Genomic DNA, 26,949 nt, shown 5'->3' with positions numbered 1-26,949 from the left:
AGCAGGCGGACGACGCTCGTGCTCGCGCTGGTCGCGTGTCCGGCCGGCCCCCGCCTCCGCGCGACGAACCTTCAAGTAGGGAACCGGGACGACTCGGGGGTATGCGACGACTCCGCGCGCTCCTCGGCGACGACACCGACGCCGGGTGTCGCTGCCGACCCGCCTTCGAACGCGACACGCTCGTCCTCGACGCCACCGACTGCGACGGCGACCTCGCCACCGCTCCGGAATGCCGCGAGACCGCCGTCGACGCGCTCGGCGACCGCGACGCTGCCGCCGTCGTCGTCCGCAGTGTCGGACGCGACCACCGATACGACGACGCCACGACCGCGCTCCTCGTCGCCGCCGGCCGGTTCGCCCCCCGCGTCCGCGACCGGGACGCCCGCCTCGCCGCGCTCGCCGGCACCGACCCGCTCGCCGCCGCCCGCGAAGCCACCGGTCGCGCCGGTTCCGTAGCCGATATCGCCGCCGAAACCGGCCTCGACGTGGCCGCTGACGGCGTGGAGAGCTACGACGCCGTCCGCGTGTTCGTCGGCCTCCGCATCGCCCACGCTCGCGTCGACCCCGACCCGCCCGCCGCCGCGGCGCTCGTCGACGCCGTCGACCTCTCCGGCGGCGCAACCGCCCGCCGCTACGACACGCCGAACGGCCGAACCTACCACGTCGAACCGCCCGAAACCGCGTTCGACGAGGCTGCCTATCGGGTGCTCGACCGGGCCCATGACCTCCTCGCGGATGGCGTCGTGACGGGTGATCGTGCCGCGACCCGTGCCGCCGATCGCGCTGCCGGACGCGCCGCCGAGTCACCCCAGCACGTCGCCGCCGTCCTGAAGAAACACGCGCGGGGATACGGCGTGCTCGACGACCTGTTCGCGGACACCCGCATCACCGACGTCTACGCGTCCGCACCCGCTGCCGACACCCGATTACGCGTCGTCCTCGACGGCCGCTTGCTTCCGACGAACGTCCGCCTCACGTCCCGCGGGGTGGACGCGCTCGCGTCCCGTGTCCGCGCCGCGAGCGGCCGGCCGTTCTCGCCCGCGAACCCCACGCTGGACGCCGTTCTCCGTGACGTGGGAGCGGCCGACCGCGTGCGGGTCGCCGCGGTGTCTGAACCGGTCGCGGACGGCGTCGGGTTCGCCTTTCGCGCGCACAGCGATCAGCGATTCACGCTCCCGCGATTGGTCGAAACGGGGACGCTGACGCCGGACGCCGCGGCGCTCCTCTCCGTCGCGGTGGAGCGCGGCGCGGCCGTGCTCGTGGCCGGCGCTCGCGCCGCCGGGAAAACGACGTTCCTCGGCGCGCTCCTCTGGGAACTCCCCCCGGACACTCGAACGGTCGTCATCGAGGACGCCCCCGAACTCCCGATTCCCGGTCTCCAGTCGGCCGGCCGGGACGTGCAGGCGCTCCGCGCGACCGCAGACGGCGACGGCGCTGCCGTGTCGACCGCTGCCGCTCTCCGAACCGCGCTCCGACTGGGCGAGGGCGCGCTCGCCGTCGGCGAGGTCCGAGGCGCGGAGGCCGGCGTGCTGTACGAAGCGATGCGGACCGGCGCGGGTGCGAGCGCAGTCCTCGGAACCATCCACGGCGACGGCGGCGCCTCGGTTCGCGAGCGCGTCGTGTCCGACCTCGGCGTGCCCGCGAACTCGTTCGCTGCAACTGACCTCGTCGTCACCCTCGCGGACACCGCCGACGGCAAGCAAGTGGTCGCGGTCGAGGAGTTCGACGACGGATTTCACGCGCTCTTCGAGCGCACGCCCGACGGCCTCCAGTCGTCGGGCCGGGTCGGCCGCGGCGAATCGTCGCTCGTCGCGTCGCTCGCCGCCCACGACGAGACGTACGCGGACGTGCGCGCCGCCGTCGCCGACCGCACGGAGCGCTTCCGATGACACTCCTCGATCGCGTCGCCGCCCTCGTACCGATCTCCGCGGGCGGCGACCCCGAACTCGACCGCGCGCTGGCGCTCCTCGATCGACCCGAGGACGCCGACACCGTCCGGACCGCGGCGCTTGCGTTCGCCGCGCTCTCCGTCGGGTCGGCGCTCGCGCTTTCCGTCGTCGCGTCCCCCACTCTCGGTCTCGCCGTGCTCGCGCTCGGGTCGCTCGCTGCCGCTGCCCTCCTCGCGCTCCCCACGCTCGCGGCGGACTCCCAGCGGTCGCGCGCGCTCGGCGACGGCCCCGACCTCGTCTGCCGCGCCGTCCTCGCGGGCGCGCTCGAACCGACGCCGGAACACACTGCCGCGTTCGCCGCCGACGCTCCCGGTTCGCTCGCCGACCGTCTCGCCGGCCACGTCCGGTACGCGATCGGCGCACCAACCACCGCGTGGACGCGCTTTCGGCGCGCGTGGCGCGACCACGACCCCGAACTCGCGCGCGCCATCGCGCTCGTCGAAGCCGCCACGAACGCCCCCGACAGCGAACGCGCCCGCCTCCTCGACCGCGCGCTCTCGGTCTCCCTCGACGCCGTCGCCGCCCGCGTCACCGACTACGCGAGCACGCTCTCGACGCTCGTCACGGGCGTCTACGCCGCGGGGGTCGTCCTCCCGCTCGCCCTCGTCGGATTGCTCCCCGTCGCTCCAGTCTCGGGGATCTCGGTTCCGCTCGTCGGTCTGGCCGCCGTCTACGACCTCGCACTCCCGATCGCGCTCACGGCCGCCATCGCCGTCGTGCTCGCGCGCCGCCCCGCCGCCTTCCCCGCCACGCCGATACCTCGCGACCACCCCGCGCTCGCCGGCCGCGCCCGCCCCGGCCTTCTCTGGGCCATCGCGGCGGCCACCGGTGCGCTCGTCGCCTTCGCCGTCTTCGCGCCGTGGGCGCTCCCCTTCGCCCCTGTCGTCGGACTCGGCACGGGCCTCGTGCGGTGGACGCGTCCCGTGCTCGGCGTTCGCGAGGATATCGCGGCGCTCGAACGCGGCCTTCCAGACGCGCTCGTCGTCGTCGGGCAGCACGTCCGCCGCGGCCACCCTCCCGAAGGCGCGCTCGCCGCCGCGGCCGCCGAACTCGACGGAACCGTCTCCACCGTCTTCGCGGACGCGAGCCGCCTCCAGCGCACGCTCACAGCCGACACCCGAACGGCGTTCCTCGGGCCGCACGGCGCGCTCCGCGACCACCCGAGCCCTCGCGCACGCTCGACCGCCGCCGTCCTCGCGGACGCCGCCGCGGCCGGCCCGCCCGGCGGGCGCGTGCTCGTCGCGCTCGCCGACCACCTCGACCGCCTCGTCCGCGTCGAACGCGACACCACCGCCGACCTCGCGTCCGTCACGAACGCGCTCGACACGACCGGGCGCTGGGTCGCGCCCTGCGTCGCCGGCGTTACCGCTGCGCTCGCCCGCACCCTCCGCCCGCTCGGGGACGGCGCGCTCCCGTACGCTCCGGACGCGCTCGCACTCGTCGTCGGCGGGTACGTCGTCGCGCTCGCTGTTCTCCTCCCCGCGTTCGGATCCGTCGTCCGGCACGGCGCCGACCGCGCTCGCGCCGCCAACGCCGCCGGCTCCGCGCTCGCCGTCGCCGGCCTCGTCTATCCGGTCGTCGCCACGGCCGCCGCACTCGTCACGAGCGTTTAAATAAGATATCGGCACAGCCATTGGCGTGTTCGACGCTGCAGACGCGCTCGCGACCTGGATCGGCCTCACGCTCACCGGAGCCACGCTGGTCGCCGCCGCGCTCGCCGTCCCCGCCGCACCGCCGCCCGACGCCACCGCCGCCGCCGCGACCATCGACCGGGTCGCCGTGAGTGACTACGACGCGAGCGCTCACCGCCACCTTGACGCCGACGCCGTCCGCGTCACCCCTCGTAGCGTCGGCCTGCGCGGTTCCGGTGGGACGGCGTCCGCCGCGCTCGTCGCACGCGTCGTTCCAGTTCCACCGGACGGCCCGCTCGCCGCCGTGCTCGCCGGCCGCGACCCCGCGCTCGTCTTCGACACCGGTGTCGAGCTCGTCCGCGCCGTGGCCGCCGCTCGCGCCCGCGCTCCGGTGTGGCGGGCCGCCGAGACGCTCCGCGTTCGCCACCTCGCGTGGCGGGGGATCGATGTCGTTCTCGTCGGGTAGGGCGCAGGCGGAACCGCTCGTCGCGCTCGTCTGCGTCGCCGTTCTCTGCACGGCGCTCGCCGGCTACGCGACCGCGTACGACCACAGCCTCCCGACCGCCGACCGCGACCTCGCCCCGTCCGCCCTTGACGCCGCGACCGACGTTCTCCTCGTCCAGGGCGTCGCCCAACTGGATCGACTCGACGACGCCCGCCCCGACATCTCTCGGCCCGTGAACGTCACGCTCTCCGCGGGCGGCCGAACGTGGAGTGTCGGCCCGCAGCCACCTGCAGAGGCGGACGCCGCGAGCCGTCCCGTCGCCGTTCGCGTCGCTTCCGGGGACGTGCTGTTCGGCCGCCTTCGGGTGGTCGTGTGGTGACCGCGCGCGGCGTCAGTACCGCTGTGGACACCGTGATCGCCGTCTCTCTCATCGCGGCGGCCGTCACCGCGCTGTTCGTTCTGACACCCGCCCCTCAGCCGTCGCCGCCGGACGCCGGCCCCGCCCTCGATGCGCTCGCGGTCACCACTGCCACTGTGAACACCACGACCGGGCCGGTTCGCGCCACCGTCGCCACCCACCTGGCCGCCGCAGCCCCCCGCCCCGACTCGGCCTACTCGCAGGCCGTCGCCGCCCTCGTGGACGACCGCCTCGACGCGCTTCCGGGTCGCGCGAGCGTCGCCGCTCGCGCCGACGGAACCGTTCTCCGTATCGGTACGCCCCCGCCTCGAACCGTGGACACGACCGCCGCGGTGCTCCGCGTCGGAACCACTTCGATAGTGCTCCGACGGTGGTGGCCGTGATGGACGACCGCGGCCGCGTGCCGTTCGCGCTCGTCGGCGTCGTCCTCCTCGTCACCGCCACGGCGGTCGGCGCGACCCTCGCCACACGCGACACACCCGCGGAGACGAACGCCGCCGACCGGGCCGCCGACCGCGCGCTCGCCGGTGCACGCATCGCCCTCGAACGCGCGACCATCGAAGCGAGCGCCGCCGCCGCCGCCAACCCGGTCGTCACTCCCGCGAACACTCCGTATGGACGCGTCCTCCGCGATGACTCCGCCTTCCGGGACGCGCTCGCACTCCGGGTGTACGCCGCCGCCTGCGCGGCGTTCACAGACCTCGACACTCGACACGGGGACGCGACTGCTCGTGTGTCTCTCGACGTGATCGACAGTCCGCGAGACGCCCGCCGCGCGATTCGCGCGGTCACACTCGACGAACTCCGTCCGAACCGAGTGCGGGTAACTGTTCGGAACGCGACGCTCGCCGTCACCGAGCACGGCGAGTCCGTCGGCGTCCGCGAGCGCGCCGTTTCGGTGGTCGTCGACACGCCCGTGCTCGCGCTCCACGACCGAATGGCCTCGTTCGCCGCACGGGTCGACCGCGGCGTCCTCCAGGGGTACGGCCTCGCCCGCGAGGCGACACTGCGGCTCGCACCCTACACCGCGGCTCGCGGCCTCGCGCAGTACGCCGGCGCACCCATCGCGAACGTCCTCGCGAACCGCCACGTCGAGGTCGCCGCGAACGACGGCCTGCTCGCCGTCCAACGCGCAACCTTCGGCCGCGCGTCGACCGCGTCGAACGAGGCCGTGGGGCGGGCGTACGCGCTCACCGGCGTACGCGACATGCTCGCAGTCACTCGCGCGAGCGCTCGGGCGCGTGCGACCCGCATCTTCGGAGCGATGAACGTCACGCCCACGCAGCCACCATCGCACCCGCCCGCCCAGTCGTCGCTCACGCCCGCTGCGGCCGCTGACACAGCGCTCCTCGACGCCCTGAACGCGCTGGATGCGGTGCTCGAGAACGCTTCCCGTCTCGACGCCCGCCGCCTCGTCCGCGTGACGCGAACCGACCACCGACTCGACACCGCTACCCCACCCCAGAACTGGACGCGGGTGGCGACGGACACTACGACCGAGACAGCCGTCACGGCCGCTACGGCCGGAGCTGTCGGCGTGTTCGACGTTCACAACGCGTTCCGCGTCCTTGATGCGTTCGGTCGGCGCGTGACCGTGACCCGGACGACCCGCGCGTCGTGGACGAACGGCTCCGCGGTTCGTACCGTCACCGGCATCGAACGTTCAACGTACCGCGTCTCGGTCGCGCTCACCGCCCGCCCCGCGGCGCTCGACGGCGTTCCGAACCGCCCCGTGGACGCCCTGGGCGAGCGGGCGACCGCCGCGGTTCGCAGCGCGCTCCTCCCGGACGGTGCGGACTCGCTCGCCGCGCGTGCCGTCACCGGCGACGCCGGCACACGCTCCGCGACCGTGCGGGTATCTCAGCCGCCATCGCTCCGGGAGCGCGCGGCGCGATCGCTCGGTCGGATTCGAAACCGGGTGGCGAACACCTCGACGGCGGTTCGCGTGAGCGGCGCGGGCGTCCTCGCGTCGTCGCCGGTTTCGGCGCTCGCACGGACGCTCGCCGCCAATCGGGATCACCTGGTGGCGGCGCCCGCTCGCTACGACTCGATTGCGGAACGTGCGCTCACCGCTGTTCGCGCCCACTACCTCGATGACGCGCTCGCTGTGGTTCGAGAGCGCGCCGGCGACGCGGCCAGCGTCCGCGGCGCGCTTCGGGACACGGTCACCCGACTCGGCGGCTGGGTTCCGACGGGCGTCACGGCGCGCGAGACGCCCGAAACGGTCGTCTCTGAGGTGTCCGTGTCGCCGCGGTACCTCTCGCTGACAGACGCCGAGACGCTCGCCGCGCGGAACCTGAACGTCTTCACGCTCCCCTACGGAGACGCCGCCGACACCGTTACCGACGCGGCCTTCGACGGCGGCGAGCGCGCCGTTCGACTGGCGGTGGCCGCCGACCTCCTCGCCGCTGCGGGCACACGAACGCCCGACCTCGCGGCCGCCGTGCGCGCCGAGACCGCACGCGCCCGCGAGCGCTTCGCGGCCGTTCTCGACGCCCGGACGGGCCTCGATTCCGGCGCGGCGGAGCGCGTCGTTTCGAGCGCGGCGACGCGCTGGAGAACCGATGCGGCGCGGGCGCGAGCGGCGACGAACGGGTCGCTCGCCGCGGCGGTCGTCGCGGACTCGGGGACGCGTGGGGCAAAACGGGTGGCGCTCGCCGCGGCGCTCCGCGCGGAGTCCCGCGCGGTCGCTCGGAGCGACACCGGTGGCGTGGACGAGGACGTGGTGCGCGCGGCCCGACAGGCCACGCGGGCCGAACTCACCGCCGCGCTCGGCCGCGCGTCCACGAGACGCGTCAAGCGGGCGCTCGGCGGCCGCCTCGCCGCGCTCCCCGCTGGCCTTCCGGTCGCCCCTCTGCCCGGATTCTGGTACGCCACGGTGAACGTGTGGGCCGTCTCCGTTCGCGGCGGCTACGAGCGCGTCGCGATTTCGGGCGGCGCGCTCCCGCCCGGGTTCGACGCCGGCGCGTACGAGTACGTCCGGGAGGGCGGCGTTGTCTCCCTCGACGTGGACGGCGACAGCCGTCCGGAACCGCTCGGCCGGAACGCCCGGGTCGAGTTCGCGTTCGATACAGTGGTCGTCGCGGCCGTCCCGCCGGGCCCGCGTGGCGTCGGCGACACCGACGGGAACGCGGACGAGCGCTCGCCCGGCTGGTAACATAAACTCACATACGCGCCGACCGCCTATTCCCAGCTATGTTGACCGATACCATCTCAGAACCCGAGTCCGTCTCGGCGGACGAGGTGTTCGCGGAGTACGAGGCCGCCCTGCTCGCCGTCATCGATGCCGAGGGCGTGGACGCCGTCGCCGACGCCACCGGGCTCTCCCCCGAACGGGTCGCGGACATCGAATCTGGCGACGGCGATCCAGTCACCGTCTCGGAGGCGGCGGACTTGCTCGCGCTCACGGACGACTGGCCGGACGCCGAGACCGTTCGACTCGAACTCCAGGATCACGTGATGCTCCAGATGAGTTCGGCGGTCGTTGACGTGGACGCGCTCGCGGACGGTATCGACGCGGCGCTCGACCCGAAAGAAGTCCAGCAGAAGATCGAGGGCCGTCAGCCGATGACGCTCCGCGAGTACGCAGAGATCCATCACTACCTCGCGGTCGAGAACCCCTGGTGATGCGGGTCGCGATTCTGGGGTGTGGGTACGTCGGGCTCGAACTCGGCCGACAGCTCGCCGCCGCCGGCCACGAACCAGTCGGGGTCCGCCGCTCGGACGACGGTCTGGCGGCTATCGCGGACGCGGGGTTCGACGGCGTGCGCGCGGACGTGACCGACCCCGAAAGCCTCGAAGTCGTGCCGGACGCGGACGCCGTCGTGTTCATCGCGTCCTCGGGCGGCCGCGGCGCGGACGCCGCGCGCGAGGTGTACGTCGACGGCCTCCGCACCGCTATCGACCACTTCGGCGGGCGCGAGAACCCACCAGGCGAATTCGTGTACACGTCGAGCACGGGCGTGTACGGCGACCACGGCGGCGACTGGGTGGACGAGGAGACGCCGCTCGACCCCACCACCGAAAAGACCGAGGTGCTCGCCGAGGCCGAGCGCGTCGCGCGCGAGCGCACCGCCGACCACGGCATCGGCGGGTCGGTCGTCCGGTTCGCCGGCCTCTACGGCCCCGACCGCTACCGCCTGGAGCGCTACCTGGACGGCCCCGTCACGGAGGGCTACCTGAACATGATTCACCGGGACGACGCGGCCGGCGTCGTTCGGTTCGCGCTCACCGAGGACGCGCCCGAGGTGCTGCTGGCGGTGGACGACGAACCCGTCTCGAAGCACGCGTTCGCGGACTGGCTCGCCGACGAGGCCGGTGTCCCCCGGCCGCCGAAACGCACGAAAGAAGACCGCCTGCAGGAGAGCGACCTCTCCGAGGCCGCGGAGCGCCGGATTCTGACGAGCAAGCGCTGCTCGAACGCACGCCTGCATCGGCTCGGCTACGAGTTCGCCTACCCGACGTACCGCGAGGGCTACCGCGCCGCCCTCGACGCGTACTAGATCTGCTGCCAGCGCTTCCCGCAGTCGGGGCAGACGCGGACGCTCCCGACCTCGTCCGGGTCGTTCTCCGTCTTGAGGTTCTCCCCGCACTCCGCGCACACCAGTCGGTCGTAGGTGTCCTTCTCCAGTTCGCCCGCCCGGAGGCCCTTCCTGACTGATTTCATGAGTCGGGATTCTCGCGCCCGCCGTAATAAACCCACGCGCGAACTCCGGAAGGCTTGAACCGCGTTCGGTTCTCTTTCGAACCGTGTCCGAGTCGAATAGCGCGCGTCGCGTCCACGTGTTCGGGTCGCTGTGCGCGCTCGTGTTCTTCGTGAACTTCGGAAGGGTGGCGTTCGCGCCGCTCTACGGCCCGTTCATCGCGGAGTTCGGCGTGAACCGGGCGACCGTCGGCGTCACCGCTTCTCTCGTCTGGCTCGGGAGCGCGCTCCCCCGCATCCCGACTGGCTACCTCCTCACGCGGGTTGCGCGCCACCGGGTCGTCCTCGCCACCGGCGTCTTTCTCACCGGCGCGTCCACATTCACCGCGCTCGCCGCGACCATCGAGATGGTGTTCGTCGGCGGGTTCCTCATCGGCATCTCGTCCGGGGCGTACTTCATCGCCGCCAACCCCCTCATCTCCGAGTTGTTCCCCGAGCGCGTCGGTCGCGTCATCGGCGTGCACGGCACCGCGATGCAGCTCGCCGCCGTCGGCGCGCCCGTCACCGTCAGCGCGCTTCTCGGCGTGACGGACTGGCGAACCGTCTTCTGGCTACTCGCCGCCGTCTCGGGGATCACCACGCTCGCCCTCTTCGTCGCGACGCGGCGCGCGGACCTCCCCGCGGCGGGTGCGGCGGACCGCAACCTCGTCCGCGCGGTTCGCCGACAGTGGCGGCTCGTGTTCACCGGTATCGCCATCCTCGGCGTCACCACGCTCGTCTGGAACGGCTTCTGGAACTTCTACACGCTCTACGCCGTCGAAGCGAAGGGGCTCACCTCGGGAACCGCGAACCTCCTCCTCACCGGGATGTTCGCCGCGGGCGTTCCCGCGTTCTGGTTCGCCGGCCGTCTCGCCGACCGCGTCGCCTACGTGCCGCTCCTCCTCGCCGTGCTCGCCGGGTTCGTCGTCTGCCTGTTCGCGCTCACGTACGCCTCCGGCCTCATCGCGGTCACCGTCGCGACGCTCGCGACCGGCGGGGTCGTCCACTGCCTCTTTCCCACCATCGACACCTTCCTCCTCGACAGCCTCCCGGACGCCGACCGCTCCTCCGCGTACGCCGCGTACAGCGCGGGGATGATGACGATGCAGGCGGCCGGCGGCACCGTCGTCGGCGTGCTCAGCACCGGGATGGGATACGACCTCGTGTTCCGACTGCTCGCGGTCGCGCTCGGCGCGCTCGTGGTCGTCCTCGTCGCCGCGTACCGCGCCGACCTGCTCCCGGAGGGCGCGGCCGAGACGCCAACCTAAATGCCGCCGCGGAGAGACATCGGGATATGGACTACACGCAGGAGCGCGTGGCGACGCTCCACGACTACGGGGACGCCCACCCCGACGCGCCGACCGAGCGCGCGACCGTCGTCGTCCCGATGACGGAACGCGAGTACGGCGGCCTCGCGCCCGAGAGCGTGCTCTCGACGCTCGAAACCCTCGACGTCGACCGCGTCGTCGTTCCGCTCCGCGCCTCGGCAGAGAAGGCGGGCGCGTTCGCGGACTGGCTCGACTCCTTCGACGTTCCGCTGGACGTGCTCTGGTGTAACGGTCCCCGGGTCGCCGACCTGCTCGACGAACACGGCCTGAACGGCGACGCCGGGAAGGGCCGCGACATCTGGCTCGCGCTCGGCACGGCCGCCGACTCCCCCTACGTCGCCGTCCACGACGCCGACACGAAGACGTATTCCGCCAGGGACGTGCCGAAACTCCTCCACCCTCTCGACTCGGGGTTCGACTTCGTGAAGGGGTACTACGCCCGCGTCGAGAACCAGCGGCTCTACGGCCGGCTCTTTCGCCTCTGCTACGAACCGCTCGTCGAGGCGCTCGACGCCCGCTCTGACGAACCGGTTCTGGACTACCTCGGCGCGTTCCGGTACGCGCTCGCCGGCGAGTGCGCGATGACGAGCGGAGTCGCGCACACCATCCGCGTCCCCCGAACGTGGGGCTTGGAAGTCGGAACGCTCGGCGAGGCCTACGACGCTGCCGGGTTCGACGGTACCGCGCAGGTCGATCTGGGGCGGTACGAGCACGACCACCGCGCGGTCTCCGGGCCGTCCGGCCTCTCGGACATGAGCGCGGGCGTCGTCGGCGCGCTCCTCCGCGCCTGCGAGGATCACGGCGTGAACGTGGACTACGACACGCTCCCCGAGCGCTACCGCGAGACGGCGCACCGATACGTTCGGGGGTACGCCGCGGACGCCGCGTTCAACGACCTCGACTACGACCCCGCGGACGAACGCGCGCAGGTCGCGGAGTACGCGGACGCCGTCCGACCACCAACGGACGACGACCGCCTCCCCGCCTGGCGGGACACGGCGCTCTCCCCGGACGCGGTGCGCGAAGCCGCGGCGGCCGATCTAGACGCGGTAGACTCATAACCGAGGAACCGACTCACACGGGTATGGATCGCACGCTCGACGAGCTCGCGGGCGTCGTCGACCTGTTCGGCGCGCTCACCCGCGACGAGCTCGCGGACGCCCTCCACGAACTCGCGTTCAAGCGCGGCGAGGACGTTGACGCGGACGCCGTCGACGCCGCCATCGAGCGCGCAATCGACCGGTACGCGCTCGTCGCCGTCCCCCGCGAGGACACAGACCTCATCGTCCCCGGGCCCGCCGCCTTCCCCACCGTCCCCGACGGCGGCCCCGACCTCCCCCACATTCTCGACGTGGAGCGCCGGGACGTGCCCCGGGACGAGCTCGCGGACGCCCTCCGCGCCCGGTTCGCCGCCGACCTCGCCGACGACCCCGACGACGAGCGCCGGGACTTCCTGCTCGACGTGACGTACGACGCGGAGACGTGGGCGGACATCGACGCGGCGGGCCTCCGGGAGCGACTGGCCGACCGACGGGAGGGTTAATGGCGGACGAGGAAGTACCCTCCTCCATGGACCTGGGTCGGGTCGCCGCGCACGAGCCGGTCACCATCGAGGACGAAGACCGGGACGCCGCGGTGCTCGCGCCCGTCGTCGAACGCCCCGACGGCCCCGCGCTCGTGTTCACGAAGCGCGCCGACCACCTCGGCGAACACCCCGGCCAGATGAGTTTCCCCGGCGGCGGCCGCGAACCGAGCGACCGCGACCTCCGCGCGACCGCGCTCCGCGAGTCGAACGAGGAGGTCGGCCTGCGCTCGGAGGAGGTCGAGTTCGTCGGGCAACTCGACGACATCCGCACCACGTCCTCGTACGCCGTGACGCCGTTCGTCGCGCGCGTCCCCGACCGCAAGTACACGCCCGACGAGCGCGAGGTCGCGGAAGTCGTCTTCCTCCCGATATCGGGACTCACCGACCCCGAGAACTACGAGGTCGAACACCGCACCCACCCCCGGTACGGCGAAGCCGTCGTTCACTTCTTCCACGTCGACGGCTACACCGTCTGGGGCGCGACCGGCCGCATCCTCGTGCAGTTCCTCGACCTCGCGCTCGACTGGGAGCCACCCCGGGAGCCCGACCGGGTCGTCGATACGGAGACGGAGACTACTCGGTGACGACGTAGGTCTTCGCCGGGGTGCGTTCGACGTACACGTCCTCTGCGCCGGCGACGAACGCTTCCATCTGGTTCAGGGGGAGGTCGGACACGTCGACTCGTTCGGATTGCTTCGCGGCCATACACGTGTGTTCTCGCGTTCGGTTATCAAGTCGACCCGTGCGCGGTGAAAGTGAAAGTAACCGAGGGCGGAAGGCACGGACGCTAAGTACTGCGAACGCGCTCTCTCGGATATGACTGAGTCGGTCGCGGTCGTCGGCGGCGGGGCGGTCGGCGTCACCGCCGCGTACGACCTCGCGCGCCGCGGCGCGGACGTGACGCTGTACGAGCGCGACGAGGTGGCGGCGGAGAGCACGGGCCGCGCCGCCGGCCTGCTGTACGACGCGTACGCGGAGGACGTGGACGCCCGCATCGCGGAGCGCGCCATCGAGCGATTCAAGGCGTTCTCGGGCGAGGGCGACTTCGTCTTCGAGCGCGCGCCCTACGTCTGGTTCGCCACCGAACCCGGCGCGGCGGCGGACGCCATCGCGCGGGACGCGGACGAGATGCGCGCCCAGGGCCTCGACGTGGAACGCCTGACGCCCGCCGACCTCGCCGCGGAGTACCCAGCGCTCCGCACCGACGATATCACGGCCGCGGCCGTCGCGCGGAACGCGGGCTACACCACGCCCCGAGCGTACGCCGACCTGCTCGCCGCGAACGCCCGCGAGGCGGGCGCGGAGATTCGGGAGGGAACGCCGGCCGCGGTGGCGCTCGACCCGGCGCGCGTGAACGGAACCCCCTACGATTCGGTGCTCGTCGCGGCGGGCGCGCACACGAAACAGGTGCTCGTGGATGCGGGGATTCGCGTGCCGCTCAAGCCATATCGGGTGCAGGCGCTCGTCGCGTCCGGCCCCGACGTCCCGCTGTTCTGGGACGCGAACCGCGACTACTACGCCCGGCCCCACGCCCGCGGCGTGCTCGCCGGGGACGGCACGCAGCGCCGCGAGTTCGACCCCGACACGTACGACCGAACGGCCGACGACGAGTTCGTTCGGGAGACGCTCGACCGGCTCCGATACCGCCTCCCCGACGCCGACCTCTCGGTCGAGCGCGCGTGGGCCGGCCTCTGCGTCGCCACTCCTGACAGGAACCCGCTGCTCGGCGAACTCCGCGACGGACTGTTCGTCGCCGCCGGCTGGCAGGGCCACGGATTCATGCGCGCACCAGCCACTGGCGAAGCCATCGCGGAACAGGTACTGGGAGAACGCGAGGGAATCGCGCCGTTCGACCCGACGCGGTTCACGGGAGACGAACCGTTCGAGGTTCGCTCGGGGAGCGACCCGGACTAGACTTTCGGGAGGAAGACGCGCAGCGTCCCGTTAGTGAGTTCGGCGCGCGCCGCGTCGGCGTCCACGTCGGCGTCGTCGGGGAGGTCGGCGCGGCCGTCGAGCGCGAGCGCCCGTCCCGGGTACCGCATCTCGAAGCCCGGATGCGGGTCGCGAAAGCGGTCGAGTCGGACCTCGACCGCGCCGTCGACGTACCCGACCTGTACGTCCCCGGGTTCGACGCCCGGCACGTCGAACACGACGAGGTACTCGTCCTCGCCCTCCAGCACGTCGACGGGGAGCGGCGTCTCCTCGCTCACTCTGCTCGCGGCGCGGCCGAGCCGGGAGAGCACGGCGTTCCCGACCGACCGCCCAACCGACTCGAACCTCACGGCGACAACTCCTCCAGGCACTCCGTGCCGCCACAGTACGGACACTGGAAGTCGGCGACGCCGACGTCGTCCGGCATGTCGTACGTGTAGTGCAGTTCGAACATATCCATCTCGCAGTCGTCGCTCGTACACCGCACTTCGAGCGTCGCGGGCATACTGAGAACTACCACCGGCGGCGGCATAAGTCCCGTGGGCGGCCCGCACGGTTTTCTCCGCCCGGCGAGTCCCGCGGCCGGTCACATCTTCGTGTAGCCTTTATTCGCTCGCGCTCTTCGTTCCCCTATGACTGCTGCCGGAGACCTCGACGTCGTGCTCGTGGACGGCTACGTCGACGAGCCCGCGCACTTCGGCGTCCCCCCCTACATCTCGACGTATCCGCGGTACACGGCGGGCGCGCTCGTGGACGCGGGCGTCCCCGCGGAGAACGTCACGTACTACACCATCGACGCGCTGCGCGAGGAGCGCTCGCGCTGGCTCGACGTGGAACAGGCTGATTTGATGATTTACATCGGCGGGATGACCGTTCCCGGGAGCTACGTCGGCGGCACGCCCGCCGAACCGGACGAGGTCAGGGAGCTGGCGTGGACGGCGAACGGCACCAGCCTGATGGGCGGCCCCATCCGGTTCGGCGTCGGCGAGGAGAACGCGGGCGCCTCGGAGATGGAGCGCAAGGATCTCGACTTCGACTTCCTCGCGATGGCCGACATCGAGGCGGCCGCGCACGACCTCGTGGCGAGCGGACTGGAGGGATTCAACAACCGCTACCGGGACAACGAGGAGATAGACCGCTGGGCGGAACAGGGCGCGTTCGTGGTGGAACAGCACCCGAACTATCCCGACTACCTCATCGCGGAGATGGAGACCTCACGCGGCTGCGCGTACCGGTGTTCCTTTTGCACGGAACCGATGTACGGCGACCCCTCGTTCCGGAGTGCGCGCTCCGTCGTCGAGGAGGTGGACGCGCTCAGTGACGCGGGCGTCCGTGACTTCCGGCTCGGCCGGCAGGCCGACATCCTCGCGTTCGGCGGGGACGGCGAAGCCCCGAACCCCGGTGCATTACGCGACCTCTACGGCGGGATTCGGGAGGTCGCGCCCGACCTCCGCACGCTCCACCTCGACAACATGAACCCCGTGACCATCACGGACTACCCCGAGAAGTCGCGGGAGGCCATCGAGGTCATCGCCGAACACAACACGCCCGGGGACACGGCGGCGTTCGGCCTGGAATCCGCCGACCCCGTCGTGCAGGAGCAGAACAACCTCCTCGTCACCGCCGACGAGTGCCTGGAGGCCGTGCGCGTCGTGAACGAGGCGGGTGGCTGGCGGCCCGACCGCGACGACGACGCGCCCCGCCTCCCGAAACTCCTCCCCGGCATCAACCTCCTGCACGGCCTCGCGGGCGAGCGCCCGGAGACCTACGAGCACAACAAGCAGTTCCTCCGCGACGTGTACGACGAGGGCCTGATGCTCCGCCGCATCAACATCCGGCAGGTGATGGCGTTCGAGGGCACCGAGATGGACGAGACCGGCGCGGACGTCGCGCACGCCAACAAGCAACGCTTCAAGAAGTACAAACAGGAGGTTCGGGAGGGGATCGACCAGCCGATGCTCGAACGCGTCGTCCCGCCGGGCGCGATACTGGAGGACGTGCACTTCGAGTACCATCAGGACGGGAAGACGTTCGGCCGGTCGCTCGGCACGTACAGCCTCCTCGTCGCCGTCCCCGGCGAGCGCGAGCTCGGCCGGACGACGGACGTGGTCATCACCGACCACGGGTATCGGTCCGTTACGGGCGTTCCGTACCCGCTCGACGTGAACGCCGCGTCGATGGACGAACTCACCGCGATTCCGGGAATCGGCAGCGGAACCGCGGGCGATATCGTCGTCGCTCGCCCCCACGACACGCTCCCGGAGGCCGACGTCGACCTCTCGCGCTTCCTCTCGGTATAGCTACTGCGTCACTTCTTCGTCGATGATTTCGCCGACCGCGAAGTTCGACTTCACTTCCGTGATTTCGACCTTCACGCGCTCCCCGATGTCCGCGCCGGGGACGATGATGACGTAGCCGCGCTCGACGCGCGCGATGCCGTCGCCCTGCTTGCCGATGTCCTCGACCTCGACGTACCGGATTTCGCCCTCCTCGACGGGCGGCTGGGGTTCGCCCGCCGCCCGCCGGTCGTGTTCGTCGTCCGTTCGGTTCTCCGTCTCGTCGTCCCGCGCGATGAGCGCGACCCGGTACACTTCGCCGGGGTCGATGGAACCGGCTTCGACCTCGCTCTTCGGGACGGTAACGACGTACTCGTCGTCGTTCACGGTGACTTCGCCATTGAACAGACACAGCAGTTTCTCAGAGATTTCCATAGTCAGACACTCATCCAAACGCAGGGAGGGGGTGGTCTTAGTAGTATGGGGGCGCTACCCCTCGTAGGGCGTTCCGTCGGGGCGTTTCGCGCCCTCCGAGTCGTGGACGACCGCGCCCGAGGACGGCCGCGCGGGCTCGTAGTTCTCGCGGACGGCGATAGCCTCCTCCAGCTCCCGTATCGCGCGCGCTCTCAGCGCGCCCGCCAACGACTCGGCGTCCTCGCGGCTGATGTCGCGGCCGAGCCCCTCGCACTCGTGGGCGCGCACCATTCCGGCTTCGTCGACGGCCTCGCCCATCGGCTGGCTCGTCCCGCCGAGCGCGACGCTGAACGGGTACGTCTCGCAGATGAGCGGCCGGTCGTCGTGGACCGTACACGCCCCCCGACCGTCCGATTCGGTGTAGAAGACGCAGTCGCCGCACGCGTCGGTCTGGAGCGCCCACTCGAACGTCTCGCCCTCGCCGCTCTCGTCCAGTCCGTACGGCATCGGGCGCGCCACGTCCCGCCACTCGCCGCCCGTCTCGTCCGTGAGGTCGCGCACCTCGTCCGGGAACACCGTCGCCGTATGGGGATCCTCGTCCTCGGATTTACAACAGTTGCCGCACCGCGTGCACTCGAAGCCGATGGTCTCGATGGCGTCCGCCAGCGCGGACTCGTCGAGTTCGCGGGCGCGTTCGAGTTCGGCTTCGAGCGACTCCATACCGGATGGTCGCGCTCGGCGATGAAAAGCCCCGTGCTACGGGGGTGTCGCGCGGTCCTCGTCGGGATACCAGCGGACGCGGCCCTCGACATCGAGTTTTTCGAGGTGCGCGCGAACCGTCTCGGTCGCGAGGTCGCGCACGTCCGCGACGCTCCGGGCGTACGCGGCGTCCACGATGTCGTCGACCGCTCGCGCGCCCTCGCGGACGGCGCGCTCGACGTTCCGCTCGCGGCGGACGCGGCGCGCGAGCAGCCCGGCAATCCGCTCGTCCGGGTTCGCGATGGCGCGGCCGTGGCCCGGGTGGAGCGCGCCGGCGTCCCCCGCGAGGAGGCGGCGGAGGCTGGCGTAGTACGCTCGCATGTCGCCGTCTCGGGTGCCGACGAAGACGCTGGACTCGGCCATCGCGAGGTCGCCGATGGCGAGTTCGTCGCCGGCGGCGAACGCGACGTGGTCGGGCGCGTGCCCCGGCGTCTCAAGCACGGTGAGCGGCCCGACGGCGTCGCCCTCGCGGAAGGTCCGGTCGGGCGCGACGCCGGTCGCGGCCGCGAACCGTTCCTCGCAGCCGGCGCGCCCCCACACGGTCGCCCCGGTCTCGGCGGCGTAGTGCGCGAGCGCGCCGACGTGGTCTTCGTGAGCGTGCGTGACGGCGATGTGGTCGATGTCGTGGTCGGCGACGCGGCGGTCGAGCGCGTCGCTGCGGGCGGCGGGGTCGAGGAGGACGCCGTCGGCGAGGTAGGCGTTCGTCGCGCCCGTCGGGGCGCGCGTCGCCACGGGGACGGAGATGCGTTCGAACACACCCGGGACGTGGGCGTGCGGGGAGGAAAAGCTACGCGTCGAGGTAGTACACTTGCTTGCGCGCGTCCTCGAAGCTGTACCGGGCGCTGACGAGGCCGGCGTCGTCGAGGCGGTTGAGCGCGTAGCGGACGGTGCGGTCGGGGAGGAGGGTCTCCTCGGCGAGGTCGCCCTGGGAGAGCGGGGAGTCCATCTCGAGAACCTTCGCGACGAGTTTCGCGCTCGGGGGGAGTTCGCGCAGGCGCTCCCTGAATTCCTCGTCGTCCGTAGCTACGTGTTGCTCCGCGGTCGTACTCATGACAATTACTGCCACACAGCTATACGTAAAGGTTGGCTATACTGGTGTCTAATGGATTAATACAATATTATGTAATGGGTCTGGTTGGTTCGCGGGGCGAAGGCAGAACGGGGCCGTCGTCCGCGTCCGTCTCGACCGCGTCGTCACCGCCTCCCCTCCGGCGTTCCAGTACGGTTTTAGGGGCTGGGCGTGGACGTGAAGGTAGCGTGAAGGGACAGGAGTGGTATCAGGCCTCCGACGTCGCGGAGGAGTACGACGAGAAGCGATTCTCCCGCGGCGGACAGCTTATCGACCGGCGCGAGAAACGAGCCGTCCTCGAAGCCATCGGGCCCGTCGAAGACAAACGCGTCCTCGAAATCGCCTGCGGCACCGGCCGATTCACCGTGATGCTCGCCGACCGCGGCGCCGACATCGTCGGCCTCGACATCTCCAGCGCGATGCTTCAGGAGGGCCGCGAGAAGGCGCGCGCCGCCGGCGTGGACGACCACCTCGAGTTCATGCGCGGCGACGCCGCCCGCCTCCCGTTCCCCGACGACCACTTCGACACCGTGTTCGCGATGCGCTTTTTCCACCTCGCGGACACGCCCGCGAAGTTCCTCAGCGAGATGGCGCGCGTCTCCAAGACCCAGGTGTTCTTCGACACCTTCAACGACACCTCGACGCGCTCGCTCTACAACTGGCTCCTCCCGATGGGGTCGCGGCTCTACTCCGACGACGAGGTCCGCGACCTCGTCACGGGCGCGAACCTCCGCCTCGCGGACGCGGAACACGACTTCGTCCTCCCCTACGGCCTCTACCGGAAACTCCCCGACTGGTTCGCGAACACACTGCGATCCGCGGACACCTCACTCGGTCGGACGCGCGTCGGCGACGCGCTCGCGTCCGTCTCCTACTGGGACGCGAGAGTGTAAGGTTCCGGACTTCTCGACGGCGTGCCGGGATGTTTTTGGTCGTACGTCCGAACCCCTCCGTATGGACCTGTCGGTGGTAGTGCCCACGCTCAACGCCCGGGATCGTCTCGCGGCGACCCTCGACTCGCTCGGCGCACACGCGCCGGACGCCGAGGTCGTCGTCGTGAACGGCCCGTCCGCGGACGGGACGAGCGGTCTGGTGCGCGACCACCCGGCGGTCGACGTACTCCTCGAACTCTCCGAGCGCAACGTCAACGCCGCCCGGAACGCCGGTCTCGCCGCAGCGACTGGTGACGCGCTCGCGCTCGTCGGACAGGCGAGCTGCGTCCGCGAAGGCTGGACTGCCGCCGTCCGCGACGGACTCGCGGGCTCGGACGCCGTCACCGGTCCCGTCCACCGCGACGTGGCCGGCGGCCACACCACGGAATCCGTCGAACGCCGTCGTATCCGCGGCCGCGAGGTCACTTACTTCGCCGGCGGGAACGTCGCGCTCACGCGGGACGCAATCGAGGCGCTCGACGGCTTCGACGAGTACCTCGAAACCGGCGCCGCCCGCGACGCCGCCCACCGACTCGCCGAGATGGACAGAACCGTCGCCTGGCAGCCCGGCATGGCGGTCGTCCGCACCGAGGCCGACGACGTGACCCACCGGGTCGCCGCGGACGCGGACGTGCCGCTCTGGGGCGTGAAGTACCGGTCGCTCGCCTACCGTCTCGCCAAGAACTACGGCGTCCACCCGACCGTCCCCTACCGCATCGGCCGCCACGCCCTCACCGACGCGCTCCGGGTCGCCAGGGACGTGCTCACCGGCGACGAACGCCCCTCCGAATGGGCCGCGGACGGCCGCGCCGTCCTCCAGAACACCGTCCGCGGCGCACGCGACGGCCTCGGCGCGCGCCGCGCCGACGACCCGCCGCGCCGCAACCCAAACGGCATCTCCCAGCGCATGAACCGCACCCTCGCCCGCTACGACTAATCCCCCCGACGCACACCCTGCCCGTCACTCGCGGAGGGCGTCAATGACGCGTCCCGGGTTCTGTTCTCCCGGAGTGAGCGTCACTCGCGGAGGGCGTCGATGACGCGTCCCGGGTTCTGTTCTCCCGGAGTGAGCGTCACTCGCGGAGGGCGTCGATGACGCGTCCCGGGTTCTTCGAGAACACACGCCCCATCAAGTCCTCGGGCACGTCCAGCGTCAGTATCTCCATCACGGCCACGTCGGGGTGGACGCTCGGCGTCCCGCTCCCGAACACTACCCGGTCGGGGTGTTCGGTGATGCCGCGTTCGAGGATGTCGCGGTACCGGACGGCGCTCGTGTCGAGGTAGAGGCCGTCGTAGCGGTCGAGGAGGGCGAGCGCGTCCGCCATCGCGTCGCGGTCGAGCGGATGGCCGCCGAAATGCCCGAGAATCACGGGGAACCCGCGGTCGAGGAGGGTGTCCGCGACCGTCTCGGGCGGGAAGTCGCGGCCGGCGTGCACGAGAACCGGGAGGTCGGCGTCGCCGAGCGCGTCCAGCGTCTCCGCGTCGGGGAGGCCGTCGCGGGGCGGGTGGAGGCGGAAGCCGTGGAAGCGGTCGTCGTACGCGTACTGCTCCACGTCGTCGGGGTCGGTGTGGTAGCTCTCGCGGGATACGCGCAGGTTCCGGAGGCGCGAGGCCGCGTCTGTTCCGGGGTCGCGGGGGCCGTCGATGCGGGCGAGCGCGACGAACGGCCGCTCGACGGTCTGCCGGGCGACGGCGTTGTTCGCGCGGAGGTAGCCGCGCTCGTTCGCCTGCTCGCCGGGAAAGACGGCGGCGCGCACCACGCCGGCCTGGTGGAGTTCGCGCTCCAGCCCCTCGGCGTCCACGTCGCGGCCGCGGAGCGGGGGTTCCGGGCCGGCGTGGAGGCGCGCGTGGACGTCCACGATTCGGAACCCGTGTTCGAGTTCCAGCATGCTCCTACGAGGTAGAGCCGTGTATTTCGTCCTACCGGTCGCTCTGCGGCCGACTGCTATCACGTGTCGCGCAACGTATATGTAGACTCGCAATCCTCCCGGACAGCATGGCAGCGAACACGATGAGTCCCGTCTTCATCCTCGGAAACGACGCCCAGCGAACCCGCGGTCGCGACGCGCACTCCTCGAACATCACGGCCGGGAAAGCCGTCGCGGACGCCGTCCGCACCACGCTCGGCCCGAAAGGCATGGACAAGCTGCTCGTGGACGCCACGGGGAACGTCGTCGTCACGAACGACGGCGTCACGATTCTGGAGGAGATGGACATCGAACACCCCGCCGCGAAGATGCTCGTGGACGTGGCGCGAACCCAGGAGGACGAGGTCGGCGACGGCACCACCACGGCCGCCGTGCTCGCCGGGAACCTCCTCGCGCGCGCCGAAGACCTCCTCGACAGCGACGTCCACCCGACGACCGTCGTCGAGGGGTACGCGGCCGCCCGCGACCTCGCGCTCGACGCGCTCGACGACCTCGCCTTGGACGCCGAACTCGACGACGCCTTGCTCGCGCGCGTCGCCGCGACCAGCATGACCGGGAAGGGCACGGGCGACGGCTCCGCCGACCGGCTCGCCGACCTCGTCGTCGCCGCCATCCGCCACGTCGAAGACGACGAGCGCGTGCGCCGCGACGACGTGCGCGTCCACACGCTCGCCGGCCCGTCCGCGGACGCGACCGAGCTCGTCGAGGGCGTCGTCACGGAGAACTCGCCCGTCCGCGATGACATGCCCCGGGACGTGTCCGACGCGACCGTCGCCGTGCTCGACGCGAAGCTCGACACCCGCGAGACCAGCGCGAACGTCGAGTACGCCGTCACGAGCGCCGACCAGCTGAACGCCGCGCTCGACGCCGAGGCCGCCGAACTCCGCGAGTACGCGCGCCTCCTCGCCGACGCCGGCGTCGACGTGGTGTTCTGCACGAAGACGGTGGACTCCCGCGCCGCCGCCGCCCTCGCCGACGGGGGCGTCGCGGTGTTCGCGAACGTGTCGTCCTCCGACGCGGCGGCCATCGCGTCCGCCACCGGCGCGTTCGCGCTCGGCGACGTGCGCGACATCGACCCCGACGACCTCGGGTACGCCGCGTCCGTCCGCGTCGAGACGTACGGCGACGACGACCTGACGTTCGTCGAGGCCGGCCGCAACGCCCGCGCCGTCACGCTCCTCGTGCGCGGCAGCACCGAGCACGTCGCCGCGGAACTCGAACGCGCGCTCGGCGACGCGCTCGACGTGGTCGCGGTCGCGCTCGCCGGCGACGGCGTCGTCCCGGGCGCCGGCTGCACCGAAATCGTGCTCGCCGACGCCATCCGCGAGGGCGCACCGTCGATCGACGGCCGCGCCCAGCTCGCCGCCGAAGCGTTCGCCGACGCGCTCGACGTCCTCCCGCGCACGCTCGCCGAGAACACCGGCATGGATCCCATCGACGCCCTCGTCGACCTCCGGGCCGCGAACGAAACCGGACGCGCGGGCATCGTCACCGACGGCGAGACCGGCGCGCTCGCCGACCCCGTCGACCACGGCGTGCTCGACCCCGCCGCGGTGAAGCGCGACGCGCTCGACGCCGCCACCGAGGCCGCGACGATTGTCGTCCGCATCGACGACATCATCGCGGCGAACTGAGCCCGCGCCCTCGCGTTCGGCCCAAATCCTTTAGTCCGTTTTCTCCGATTGTTCTCGCATGCTTCGCGCGTCGTCGCCTGCCGCGTCGAACCACGCCTGTCCGCTCGTCGCGTCCGCGGGTGGTGAGACGTGACCCTTCGGTACGCGCGCCTCGTCACGTACATCGCGGCGGCCATCACGGTTCTCGGGGCCTGGCTCGCCGCGTCGCCGTTCGTCCTCACGACTCCCGAGAACGCCACCGAAAACGCCCTGTTCGGCCTCGTCGTCGCTGGTCTCGGGGCGTTCTACCTCGTCCAGCTCACCCGCGACCCGGAGGCGAAACTCTCATCGCTCTGGCTCCTCGTCGTCGTCGCCGGCATCGTGCTCACGGGCGCGATGCTCGTCCAGCCGCACGGCACGCTGTTCTTCTGGAGCACGGCCGTCGTCGCCGTCCTCGTCATCGCGCTCGTCGCCGTCGTCGCCGTCTGGGGGTCGCGATTCGGCCCCGACGGTGAAACAGAGACGACGATTTATGGGGGTTCGTGATGAGCGACGAGTTCGGCCTGAAGGAGAGCGTCTCGATGGCGCTCGGCGGCATGATCGGCGGCGGCATCTACGCCGTTCTCGGCGTCGTCGCGAAGATAGCGATGTTCGCCACCTGGTTCGGGTTCATCGCCGCCGGCGTCGTCGCCGTCTGCGCCGGCTACTCGTACAACACGCTCAACGCCCTCGGCGACCAGCGCGGCGGCTCCGTCTCGTTCGTCCAGGAGTTCGTCGGGAACGCCACGCTCGCGGGAATGATCGGGTGGTCGCTGCTGTTCGGCTACATCGGCTCCATGGCGATGTACGCGTTCGCGTTCGCCGAGTTCACCATCGCGTTCAACGCCGTCCCCGACAGTTACGCCGGGTTCCCGCTCCGCCCGGTCATCTCCGTGCTCGCCGTCGCGCTGTTCGTCGTGCTCAACGTCGCGGGCGCACGCATCACCGGCTCGGCCGAGAACGTCCTGGTCGCCGCGAAAGTCGGCATCCTCGTCGCGTTCGGCGTCTGGGGACTCGCCTACCTCGGACCCGTCTCCCCGCAGAGCGTGTCGCTCGGGTTCAGCCACCTCACGGGCGTCACCCCGCTGGTCGCGGCCGCCATCTCGTTCGTCGCGTTCCAGGGCTGGCAGCTCCTCTTCTACGACCAGGAGCGCATCGGCGACCCGGTCGACACCATCCGTCGCGCGGTCTACATCTCGATTCCGGCCGCGGTCGCCATCTACGTCATGGTCGCCGTGGTGACGACGAACCTGGCGCCGCAGGCCATCCAGAGCCATCCGCACGTCGCGCTCGGCGACGCGGCGTCCGCGATGCTCGGCTACTTCGGCCTCGGGTCGCTCGGCATGATCATCATCTCCATCTCCGCGCTGTTCTCCACCGGGAGCGCCATCAACGCCACCCTGTTCTCGAGCGGCCACTTCGCCAAGGGGATGCTGGAGTCCGACCTCCTCCCCGACCAGATCGGGGACACCGACGTCGACGGCGTCCCGGACAAGACGTTCCTCGTGCTCGGCGCTATCACCGCGGCGTTCAGCGCGTGGGGGAGTCTCGGCGCAATCACGTCGTTCGCGTCGCTCGCGTTCATCATCGTCTTCGGCGCGATGAGCGTCCTCGCGTTCCGGGAGCGCGACCACGACGACGTCCATCCCGTTCCGCCCGCGGTCGGCGCGGTCGGCGCGGCCGCGTTCGCGCCCGTGATGTTCTGGAACCTCTACAACCGCGAACCGAACACGTTCTGGATGGTGCTCATCGTCGCCGTCGTCGTCATCGGGGTCGAGCTCCTCTACTTCGAACGCGGCGAACTCGAAGACGCGGTTCCCGTGACGCTCGAACGCGCCGTGGAACGCGTCGAGGACGGAATCGGTGAGGGCTCCGAGTAGTCAAAGCTGTGGGAGCCGCCACTCGCGGTGAACCGCGACGACGCGCAGACCGAACACGACGCCCGCACAGGCGAGCGCGGCCGTCCGCCGCCCGACGCCTGCGTCCACGGCGAGGACGAACACGACGCCACCGATGAGCGCGCAGGACGCGTAGAAGTCCTCCGTGAGGACGAACGGCACGCGGTCGAGCAGCACGTCGCTGATGGTGCCGCCGCCGACGCCCGTCAACGTCGCGAGCACCACCACGCCGAACGAGGAAACGCCCGCCGAAGCGCCGACGAGCGCGCCCATCGCCGCGAACGCCGCCAACCCCACTGCGTCCGGCACCAGCAGTGCGGGACTGTCGAGCAGGCCGCGTTCGTCCACGACGACCGCCAGTGCGAGCGCTAACAACACGCCGACGAACGCCCACATCACGTCCCCGCTCCCGGAGAACGCCGCGGGCGTCCGCCCCACCAGCACGTCCCGGGTGATACCGCCGCCGAGAGCAGTCAGAAACCCAAGTACGGCGATGCCGAGAATGTCGAGATCAGCGTCGCTCGCCTTCAGCGACCCCACGATGGCGAACGCGACCAACCCGACCGCGTTCATCACGTCGAAGACGTTCATGTCTTCGCGTGATGAGCCAGCAAACGCGAAGCGTTTGCGTTCTTCATGACACCGAATGCGTCCATGCAGGTATTCGGTGGCGTGCGCCAGTCAGGCCTTCGGTCTGCCGCTCTTCGTCACGTCGAACACGCTCGGCGCTGTCGAATCCCTATTTTCGGTATCGTTGCCACTGAAACAGCCGTTTGGTGGGGACGCGAAGTACCCACGCCGAAGTACCCACGCACTTGTCGTCCGCACGGCCGGTTCGACGAAACTGTATACCGAGACCGATGAGGGTCTGATCCCAAACAATTTTCCAACAGGGAGTTGTTCGATTTCGTATGGCTACGTCGGGCTCACGTGCGCCCGCCGATGTTCCGAACCGCTACGACGGACTCGCGGGGGTTGTCGCGCTCTCCATCCTCGCGTGGGCGTTCCTGTACGCAATTCAGCCGATATTCGGCCTGTTCCTGACGGTGGCCTTCGGCACAGCGTACGCGGCTGGCCGTCTCGACACCCTCGAACATGCTGTTGTCGTTGCTGGCCTCTGGGGAGTCGTCCTTGCGGCGTTCTGGGTTCTCGGGACGTACCTCGGCGTCGGTGTCGCCGCCGTTCTCGCCGTCCTTGGCTACGGTCGCTGGCACGGCGTGTGGTGAACACGTCGCGTAGTCGATACGCCGACCGTCAGTGAACAATCCGTACTCGCCAACCCCCAAAACTTGTTAGCAGTTGGGCATCTCAACGAGGAAGGGGGCTTAGTGCCTCGATTCAGCTAAAAACGATGTGGTGGGCGTTGTAGCGTTTCCCTGTGGGTAGTGATTGACGGTGAAAACTATCAGCTGGTGAGGGTTTCAACAGGGCCGTCTATCTCCTATCCGGCGTCGGTGTCGCTGACCTGGCGGATGCGTTCGATGCCGTCGATTTCGTCGATGACGCCGGCGACGGGGTCGGGGACGAGTTCGCGCCAGTCCTCGTCGTGAATCATGCGGTTGCGGATTTCGGTTCCCTCCAGCACGTCGCGTTCGAACATCGGGGACTGGCGGACGTCGACGCCGGCCTCGCCGAACAGGCGGATGACGAGGGGGTTGTTGGAGTACGCCACGTCGAACTTCGGGGTCATCGACTGGACGTGGCTCACCCAGACGGCGTTCCGGTTGATGTCCTCGATGGGGACGACGTAGGTGACGACGTCCACGTCGACGAGCGCTTTCGTTATCATCATCACGCGTTCGCCCGCCGTGAACGGGTTGCGCGTGCTGTGGGATTTGTCGCCGCTTCCGACGCCGACGACGAGTTCGTCGACTTCGTCGGAGATGGCTTCGACGACGCGATGGTGGCCCTCGTGGTACGGCTGGAACCGGCCGATGTAGAACCCGCGCGTCATTCGTTAGCGGACAGAGCGGGCGCGCCCGCATAAGCGTGACGAGTCCGCGACACCCTCTGAACAGAGAACGCCGTTCTAGCGGCTCTACGCTGCTGATT

The 26,949-nt window shown here is 70.8% G+C and carries 31 protein-coding genes; 20 read left to right on the top strand and 11 right to left on the bottom strand.

Annotated elements, in window-relative coordinates:
- Positions 1-101: 101 nt before the first annotated feature.
- Genes FQU85_RS02370 through FQU85_RS02335 form a run of 8 tightly spaced genes read left to right on the top strand, consistent with a single transcriptional unit; the run spans position 102 to position 8,945 of the window.
- Positions 102-1,889: a type II/IV secretion system ATPase subunit gene (locus FQU85_RS02370; RefSeq protein ID WP_145843950.1), complete on the top strand. Its 1,788-nt coding sequence runs from the start codon at positions 102-104 to the stop codon at positions 1,887-1,889.
- Positions 1,886-3,562, top strand: coding sequence for a type II secretion system protein (locus tag FQU85_RS02365; protein WP_145843949.1), 1,677 nt, complete (start codon positions 1,886-1,888; stop codon positions 3,560-3,562). The genes FQU85_RS02370 and FQU85_RS02365 overlap by 4 nt, the downstream gene beginning before the upstream one ends.
- A 25-nt stretch (positions 3,563-3,587) precedes the next feature.
- The gene (locus FQU85_RS02360; protein WP_145843948.1) at positions 3,588-4,046 is read left to right on the top strand and encodes a hypothetical protein; all 459 of its coding nucleotides are present in this window, start codon (positions 3,588-3,590) and stop codon (positions 4,044-4,046) included.
- Entirely contained in the window at positions 4,027-4,404 is a 378-nt protein-coding gene (locus FQU85_RS02355; RefSeq protein WP_145843947.1) for a hypothetical protein, read from the top strand. The genes FQU85_RS02360 and FQU85_RS02355 overlap by 20 nt, the downstream gene beginning before the upstream one ends.
- A complete protein-coding gene (locus tag FQU85_RS02350) occupies positions 4,401-4,826 on the top strand; it encodes a hypothetical protein (RefSeq protein ID WP_145843946.1) in 426 nt (141 codons plus the stop codon). Before FQU85_RS02355 ends, FQU85_RS02350 begins: the two co-directional genes overlap by 4 nt.
- A complete protein-coding gene (locus FQU85_RS02345) occupies positions 4,826-7,600 on the top strand; it encodes a hypothetical protein (RefSeq protein ID WP_145843945.1) in 2,775 nt (924 codons plus the stop codon). Before FQU85_RS02350 ends, FQU85_RS02345 begins: the two co-directional genes overlap by 1 nt.
- A gap of 38 nt (positions 7,601-7,638) precedes the next feature.
- Complete coding sequence (locus tag FQU85_RS02340) at positions 7,639-8,070, top strand: DUF5791 family protein (protein WP_145843944.1); 432 nt, start codon at positions 7,639-7,641, stop codon at positions 8,068-8,070.
- Positions 8,070-8,945 (top strand): SDR family oxidoreductase, encoded by an 876-nt coding sequence (locus tag FQU85_RS02335; protein ID WP_145843943.1) that lies wholly within the window; start codon positions 8,070-8,072, stop codon positions 8,943-8,945. Before FQU85_RS02340 ends, FQU85_RS02335 begins: the two co-directional genes overlap by 1 nt.
- Here the strand turns inward: FQU85_RS02335 and FQU85_RS13235 are convergent.
- Positions 8,942-9,109: an HVO_0758 family zinc finger protein gene (locus tag FQU85_RS13235; protein ID WP_168219924.1), complete on the bottom strand. Its 168-nt coding sequence runs from the start codon at positions 9,107-9,109 to the stop codon at positions 8,942-8,944. The two genes, FQU85_RS02335 and FQU85_RS13235, sit on opposite strands and share 4 nt — an antisense overlap.
- Before the next feature lie 83 nt (positions 9,110-9,192).
- Between FQU85_RS13235 and FQU85_RS02330 the strand changes: the two genes are divergently transcribed.
- From FQU85_RS02330 to FQU85_RS02315, 4 genes are read left to right on the top strand one after another with little or no spacing between them, the layout of a single operon-like run.
- Positions 9,193-10,392 (top strand): MFS transporter, encoded by a 1,200-nt coding sequence (locus tag FQU85_RS02330; RefSeq protein ID WP_145843942.1) that lies wholly within the window; start codon positions 9,193-9,195, stop codon positions 10,390-10,392.
- Between the two features lie 26 nt (positions 10,393-10,418).
- On the top strand, positions 10,419-11,513 hold the full coding sequence (locus FQU85_RS02325; RefSeq protein WP_145843941.1) for a glycosyl transferase family 2: 1,095 nt from the start codon (positions 10,419-10,421) through the stop codon (positions 11,511-11,513).
- 23 nt (positions 11,514-11,536) lie between these two features.
- Positions 11,537-11,995, top strand: a complete 459-nt coding sequence (locus FQU85_RS02320; RefSeq protein WP_145843940.1) for a hypothetical protein — start codon at positions 11,537-11,539, stop codon at positions 11,993-11,995.
- Between the two features lie 26 nt (positions 11,996-12,021).
- The gene (locus FQU85_RS02315; RefSeq protein WP_145843939.1) at positions 12,022-12,621 is read left to right on the top strand and encodes a CoA pyrophosphatase; all 600 of its coding nucleotides are present in this window, start codon (positions 12,022-12,024) and stop codon (positions 12,619-12,621) included.
- Here FQU85_RS02315 and FQU85_RS13680 read toward each other — a convergent pair.
- A complete protein-coding gene (locus tag FQU85_RS13680; RefSeq protein ID WP_255473799.1) occupies positions 12,611-12,742 on the bottom strand; it encodes a hypothetical protein in 132 nt (43 codons plus the stop codon). The genes FQU85_RS02315 and FQU85_RS13680 overlap by 11 nt on opposite strands.
- Positions 12,743-12,853: 111 nt before the next feature.
- On the opposite strand from FQU85_RS13680, the gene FQU85_RS02310 reads away from it, so the two are divergent.
- Positions 12,854-13,951: an FAD-binding oxidoreductase gene (locus tag FQU85_RS02310; RefSeq protein WP_145843938.1), complete on the top strand. Its 1,098-nt coding sequence runs from the start codon at positions 12,854-12,856 to the stop codon at positions 13,949-13,951.
- Here FQU85_RS02310 and FQU85_RS02305 read toward each other — a convergent pair.
- Entirely contained in the window at positions 13,948-14,319 is a 372-nt protein-coding gene (locus FQU85_RS02305; protein WP_145843937.1) for an Hsp20 family protein, read from the bottom strand. The two genes, FQU85_RS02310 and FQU85_RS02305, sit on opposite strands and share 4 nt — an antisense overlap.
- The gene (locus FQU85_RS13230) at positions 14,316-14,474 is read right to left on the bottom strand and encodes a hypothetical protein (protein WP_168219923.1); all 159 of its coding nucleotides are present in this window, start codon (positions 14,472-14,474) and stop codon (positions 14,316-14,318) included. The genes FQU85_RS02305 and FQU85_RS13230 overlap by 4 nt, the downstream gene beginning before the upstream one ends.
- Positions 14,475-14,601: 127 nt before the next feature.
- Here FQU85_RS13230 and FQU85_RS02300 point away from each other — a divergent pair, with 127 nt between their 5' ends.
- Positions 14,602-16,269 carry a radical SAM protein gene (locus FQU85_RS02300; RefSeq protein WP_145843936.1) on the top strand — a complete coding sequence of 556 codons (1,668 nt, stop codon included), beginning with the start codon at positions 14,602-14,604 and terminating at the stop codon, positions 16,267-16,269.
- Here FQU85_RS02300 and FQU85_RS02295 read toward each other — a convergent pair whose 3' ends face one another.
- The 4 genes from FQU85_RS02295 to FQU85_RS02280 are packed head-to-tail and all read right to left on the bottom strand — an operon-like array spanning position 16,270 to position 18,469.
- Complete coding sequence (locus tag FQU85_RS02295; protein ID WP_145843935.1) at positions 16,270-16,680, bottom strand: TRAM domain-containing protein; 411 nt, start codon at positions 16,678-16,680, stop codon at positions 16,270-16,272.
- Positions 16,681-16,734: 54 nt separating this feature from the next.
- Positions 16,735-17,379 (bottom strand): YkgJ family cysteine cluster protein, encoded by a 645-nt coding sequence (locus tag FQU85_RS02290; protein WP_145843934.1) that lies wholly within the window; start codon positions 17,377-17,379, stop codon positions 16,735-16,737.
- A gap of 36 nt (positions 17,380-17,415) precedes the next feature.
- Positions 17,416-18,174: an MBL fold metallo-hydrolase gene (locus FQU85_RS02285; protein WP_145843933.1), complete on the bottom strand. Its 759-nt coding sequence runs from the start codon at positions 18,172-18,174 to the stop codon at positions 17,416-17,418.
- A 31-nt stretch (positions 18,175-18,205) separates the two neighbouring features.
- Positions 18,206-18,469, bottom strand: coding sequence for a helix-turn-helix domain-containing protein (locus FQU85_RS02280; RefSeq protein WP_145843932.1), 264 nt, complete (start codon positions 18,467-18,469; stop codon positions 18,206-18,208).
- Positions 18,470-18,675: 206 nt separating this feature from the next.
- Between FQU85_RS02280 and FQU85_RS02275 the strand changes: the two genes are divergently transcribed.
- Together FQU85_RS02275 and FQU85_RS02270 are read left to right on the top strand one after the other, a co-directional pair.
- Positions 18,676-19,380 (top strand): class I SAM-dependent methyltransferase, encoded by a 705-nt coding sequence (locus FQU85_RS02275; protein WP_145843931.1) that lies wholly within the window; start codon positions 18,676-18,678, stop codon positions 19,378-19,380.
- A gap of 61 nt (positions 19,381-19,441) precedes the next feature.
- A complete protein-coding gene (locus tag FQU85_RS02270; protein ID WP_145843930.1) occupies positions 19,442-20,356 on the top strand; it encodes a glycosyltransferase in 915 nt (304 codons plus the stop codon).
- A gap of 136 nt (positions 20,357-20,492) precedes the next feature.
- Here FQU85_RS02270 and FQU85_RS02265 read toward each other — a convergent pair whose 3' ends face one another.
- On the bottom strand, positions 20,493-21,308 hold the full coding sequence (locus FQU85_RS02265; protein WP_145843929.1) for an amidohydrolase family protein: 816 nt from the start codon (positions 21,306-21,308) through the stop codon (positions 20,493-20,495).
- Positions 21,309-21,415: 107 nt separating this feature from the next.
- On the opposite strand from FQU85_RS02265, the gene thsA reads away from it, so the two are divergent.
- From thsA to FQU85_RS02250, 3 genes are all read left to right on the top strand, one after another.
- Positions 21,416-22,981, top strand: a complete 1,566-nt coding sequence (thsA, locus tag FQU85_RS02260; RefSeq protein WP_145843928.1) for a thermosome subunit alpha — start codon at positions 21,416-21,418, stop codon at positions 22,979-22,981.
- 129 nt (positions 22,982-23,110) lie between these two features.
- On the top strand, positions 23,111-23,506 hold the full coding sequence (locus tag FQU85_RS02255) for an SPW repeat protein (protein ID WP_145843927.1): 396 nt from the start codon (positions 23,111-23,113) through the stop codon (positions 23,504-23,506).
- A complete protein-coding gene (locus tag FQU85_RS02250; protein WP_145843926.1) occupies positions 23,506-24,879 on the top strand; it encodes an APC family permease in 1,374 nt (457 codons plus the stop codon). Before FQU85_RS02255 ends, FQU85_RS02250 begins: the two co-directional genes overlap by 1 nt.
- Here FQU85_RS02250 and FQU85_RS02245 read toward each other — a convergent pair whose 3' ends face one another.
- The gene (locus FQU85_RS02245; protein WP_240792447.1) at positions 24,880-25,488 is read right to left on the bottom strand and encodes a trimeric intracellular cation channel family protein; all 609 of its coding nucleotides are present in this window, start codon (positions 25,486-25,488) and stop codon (positions 24,880-24,882) included.
- Positions 25,489-25,808: 320 nt separating this feature from the next.
- On the opposite strand from FQU85_RS02245, the gene FQU85_RS02240 reads away from it, so the two are divergent.
- The gene (locus FQU85_RS02240) at positions 25,809-26,123 is read left to right on the top strand and encodes a Duffy blood group (protein ID WP_145843925.1); all 315 of its coding nucleotides are present in this window, start codon (positions 25,809-25,811) and stop codon (positions 26,121-26,123) included.
- A 215-nt stretch (positions 26,124-26,338) separates the two neighbouring features.
- Here the strand turns inward: FQU85_RS02240 and FQU85_RS02235 are convergent, their stop codons facing one another.
- A complete protein-coding gene (locus FQU85_RS02235) occupies positions 26,339-26,851 on the bottom strand; it encodes a nicotinamide-nucleotide adenylyltransferase (RefSeq protein ID WP_145843924.1) in 513 nt (170 codons plus the stop codon).
- Positions 26,852-26,949 lie beyond the last annotated feature (98 nt).

Source organism: Salarchaeum sp. JOR-1 (genome assembly GCF_007833275.1).
Lineage (GTDB): Archaea > Halobacteriota > Halobacteria > Halobacteriales > Halobacteriaceae > Salarchaeum.
Note: the sequence above shows the minus strand (reverse complement) of the source record. Positions and strands in the feature narration are given on the sequence as shown.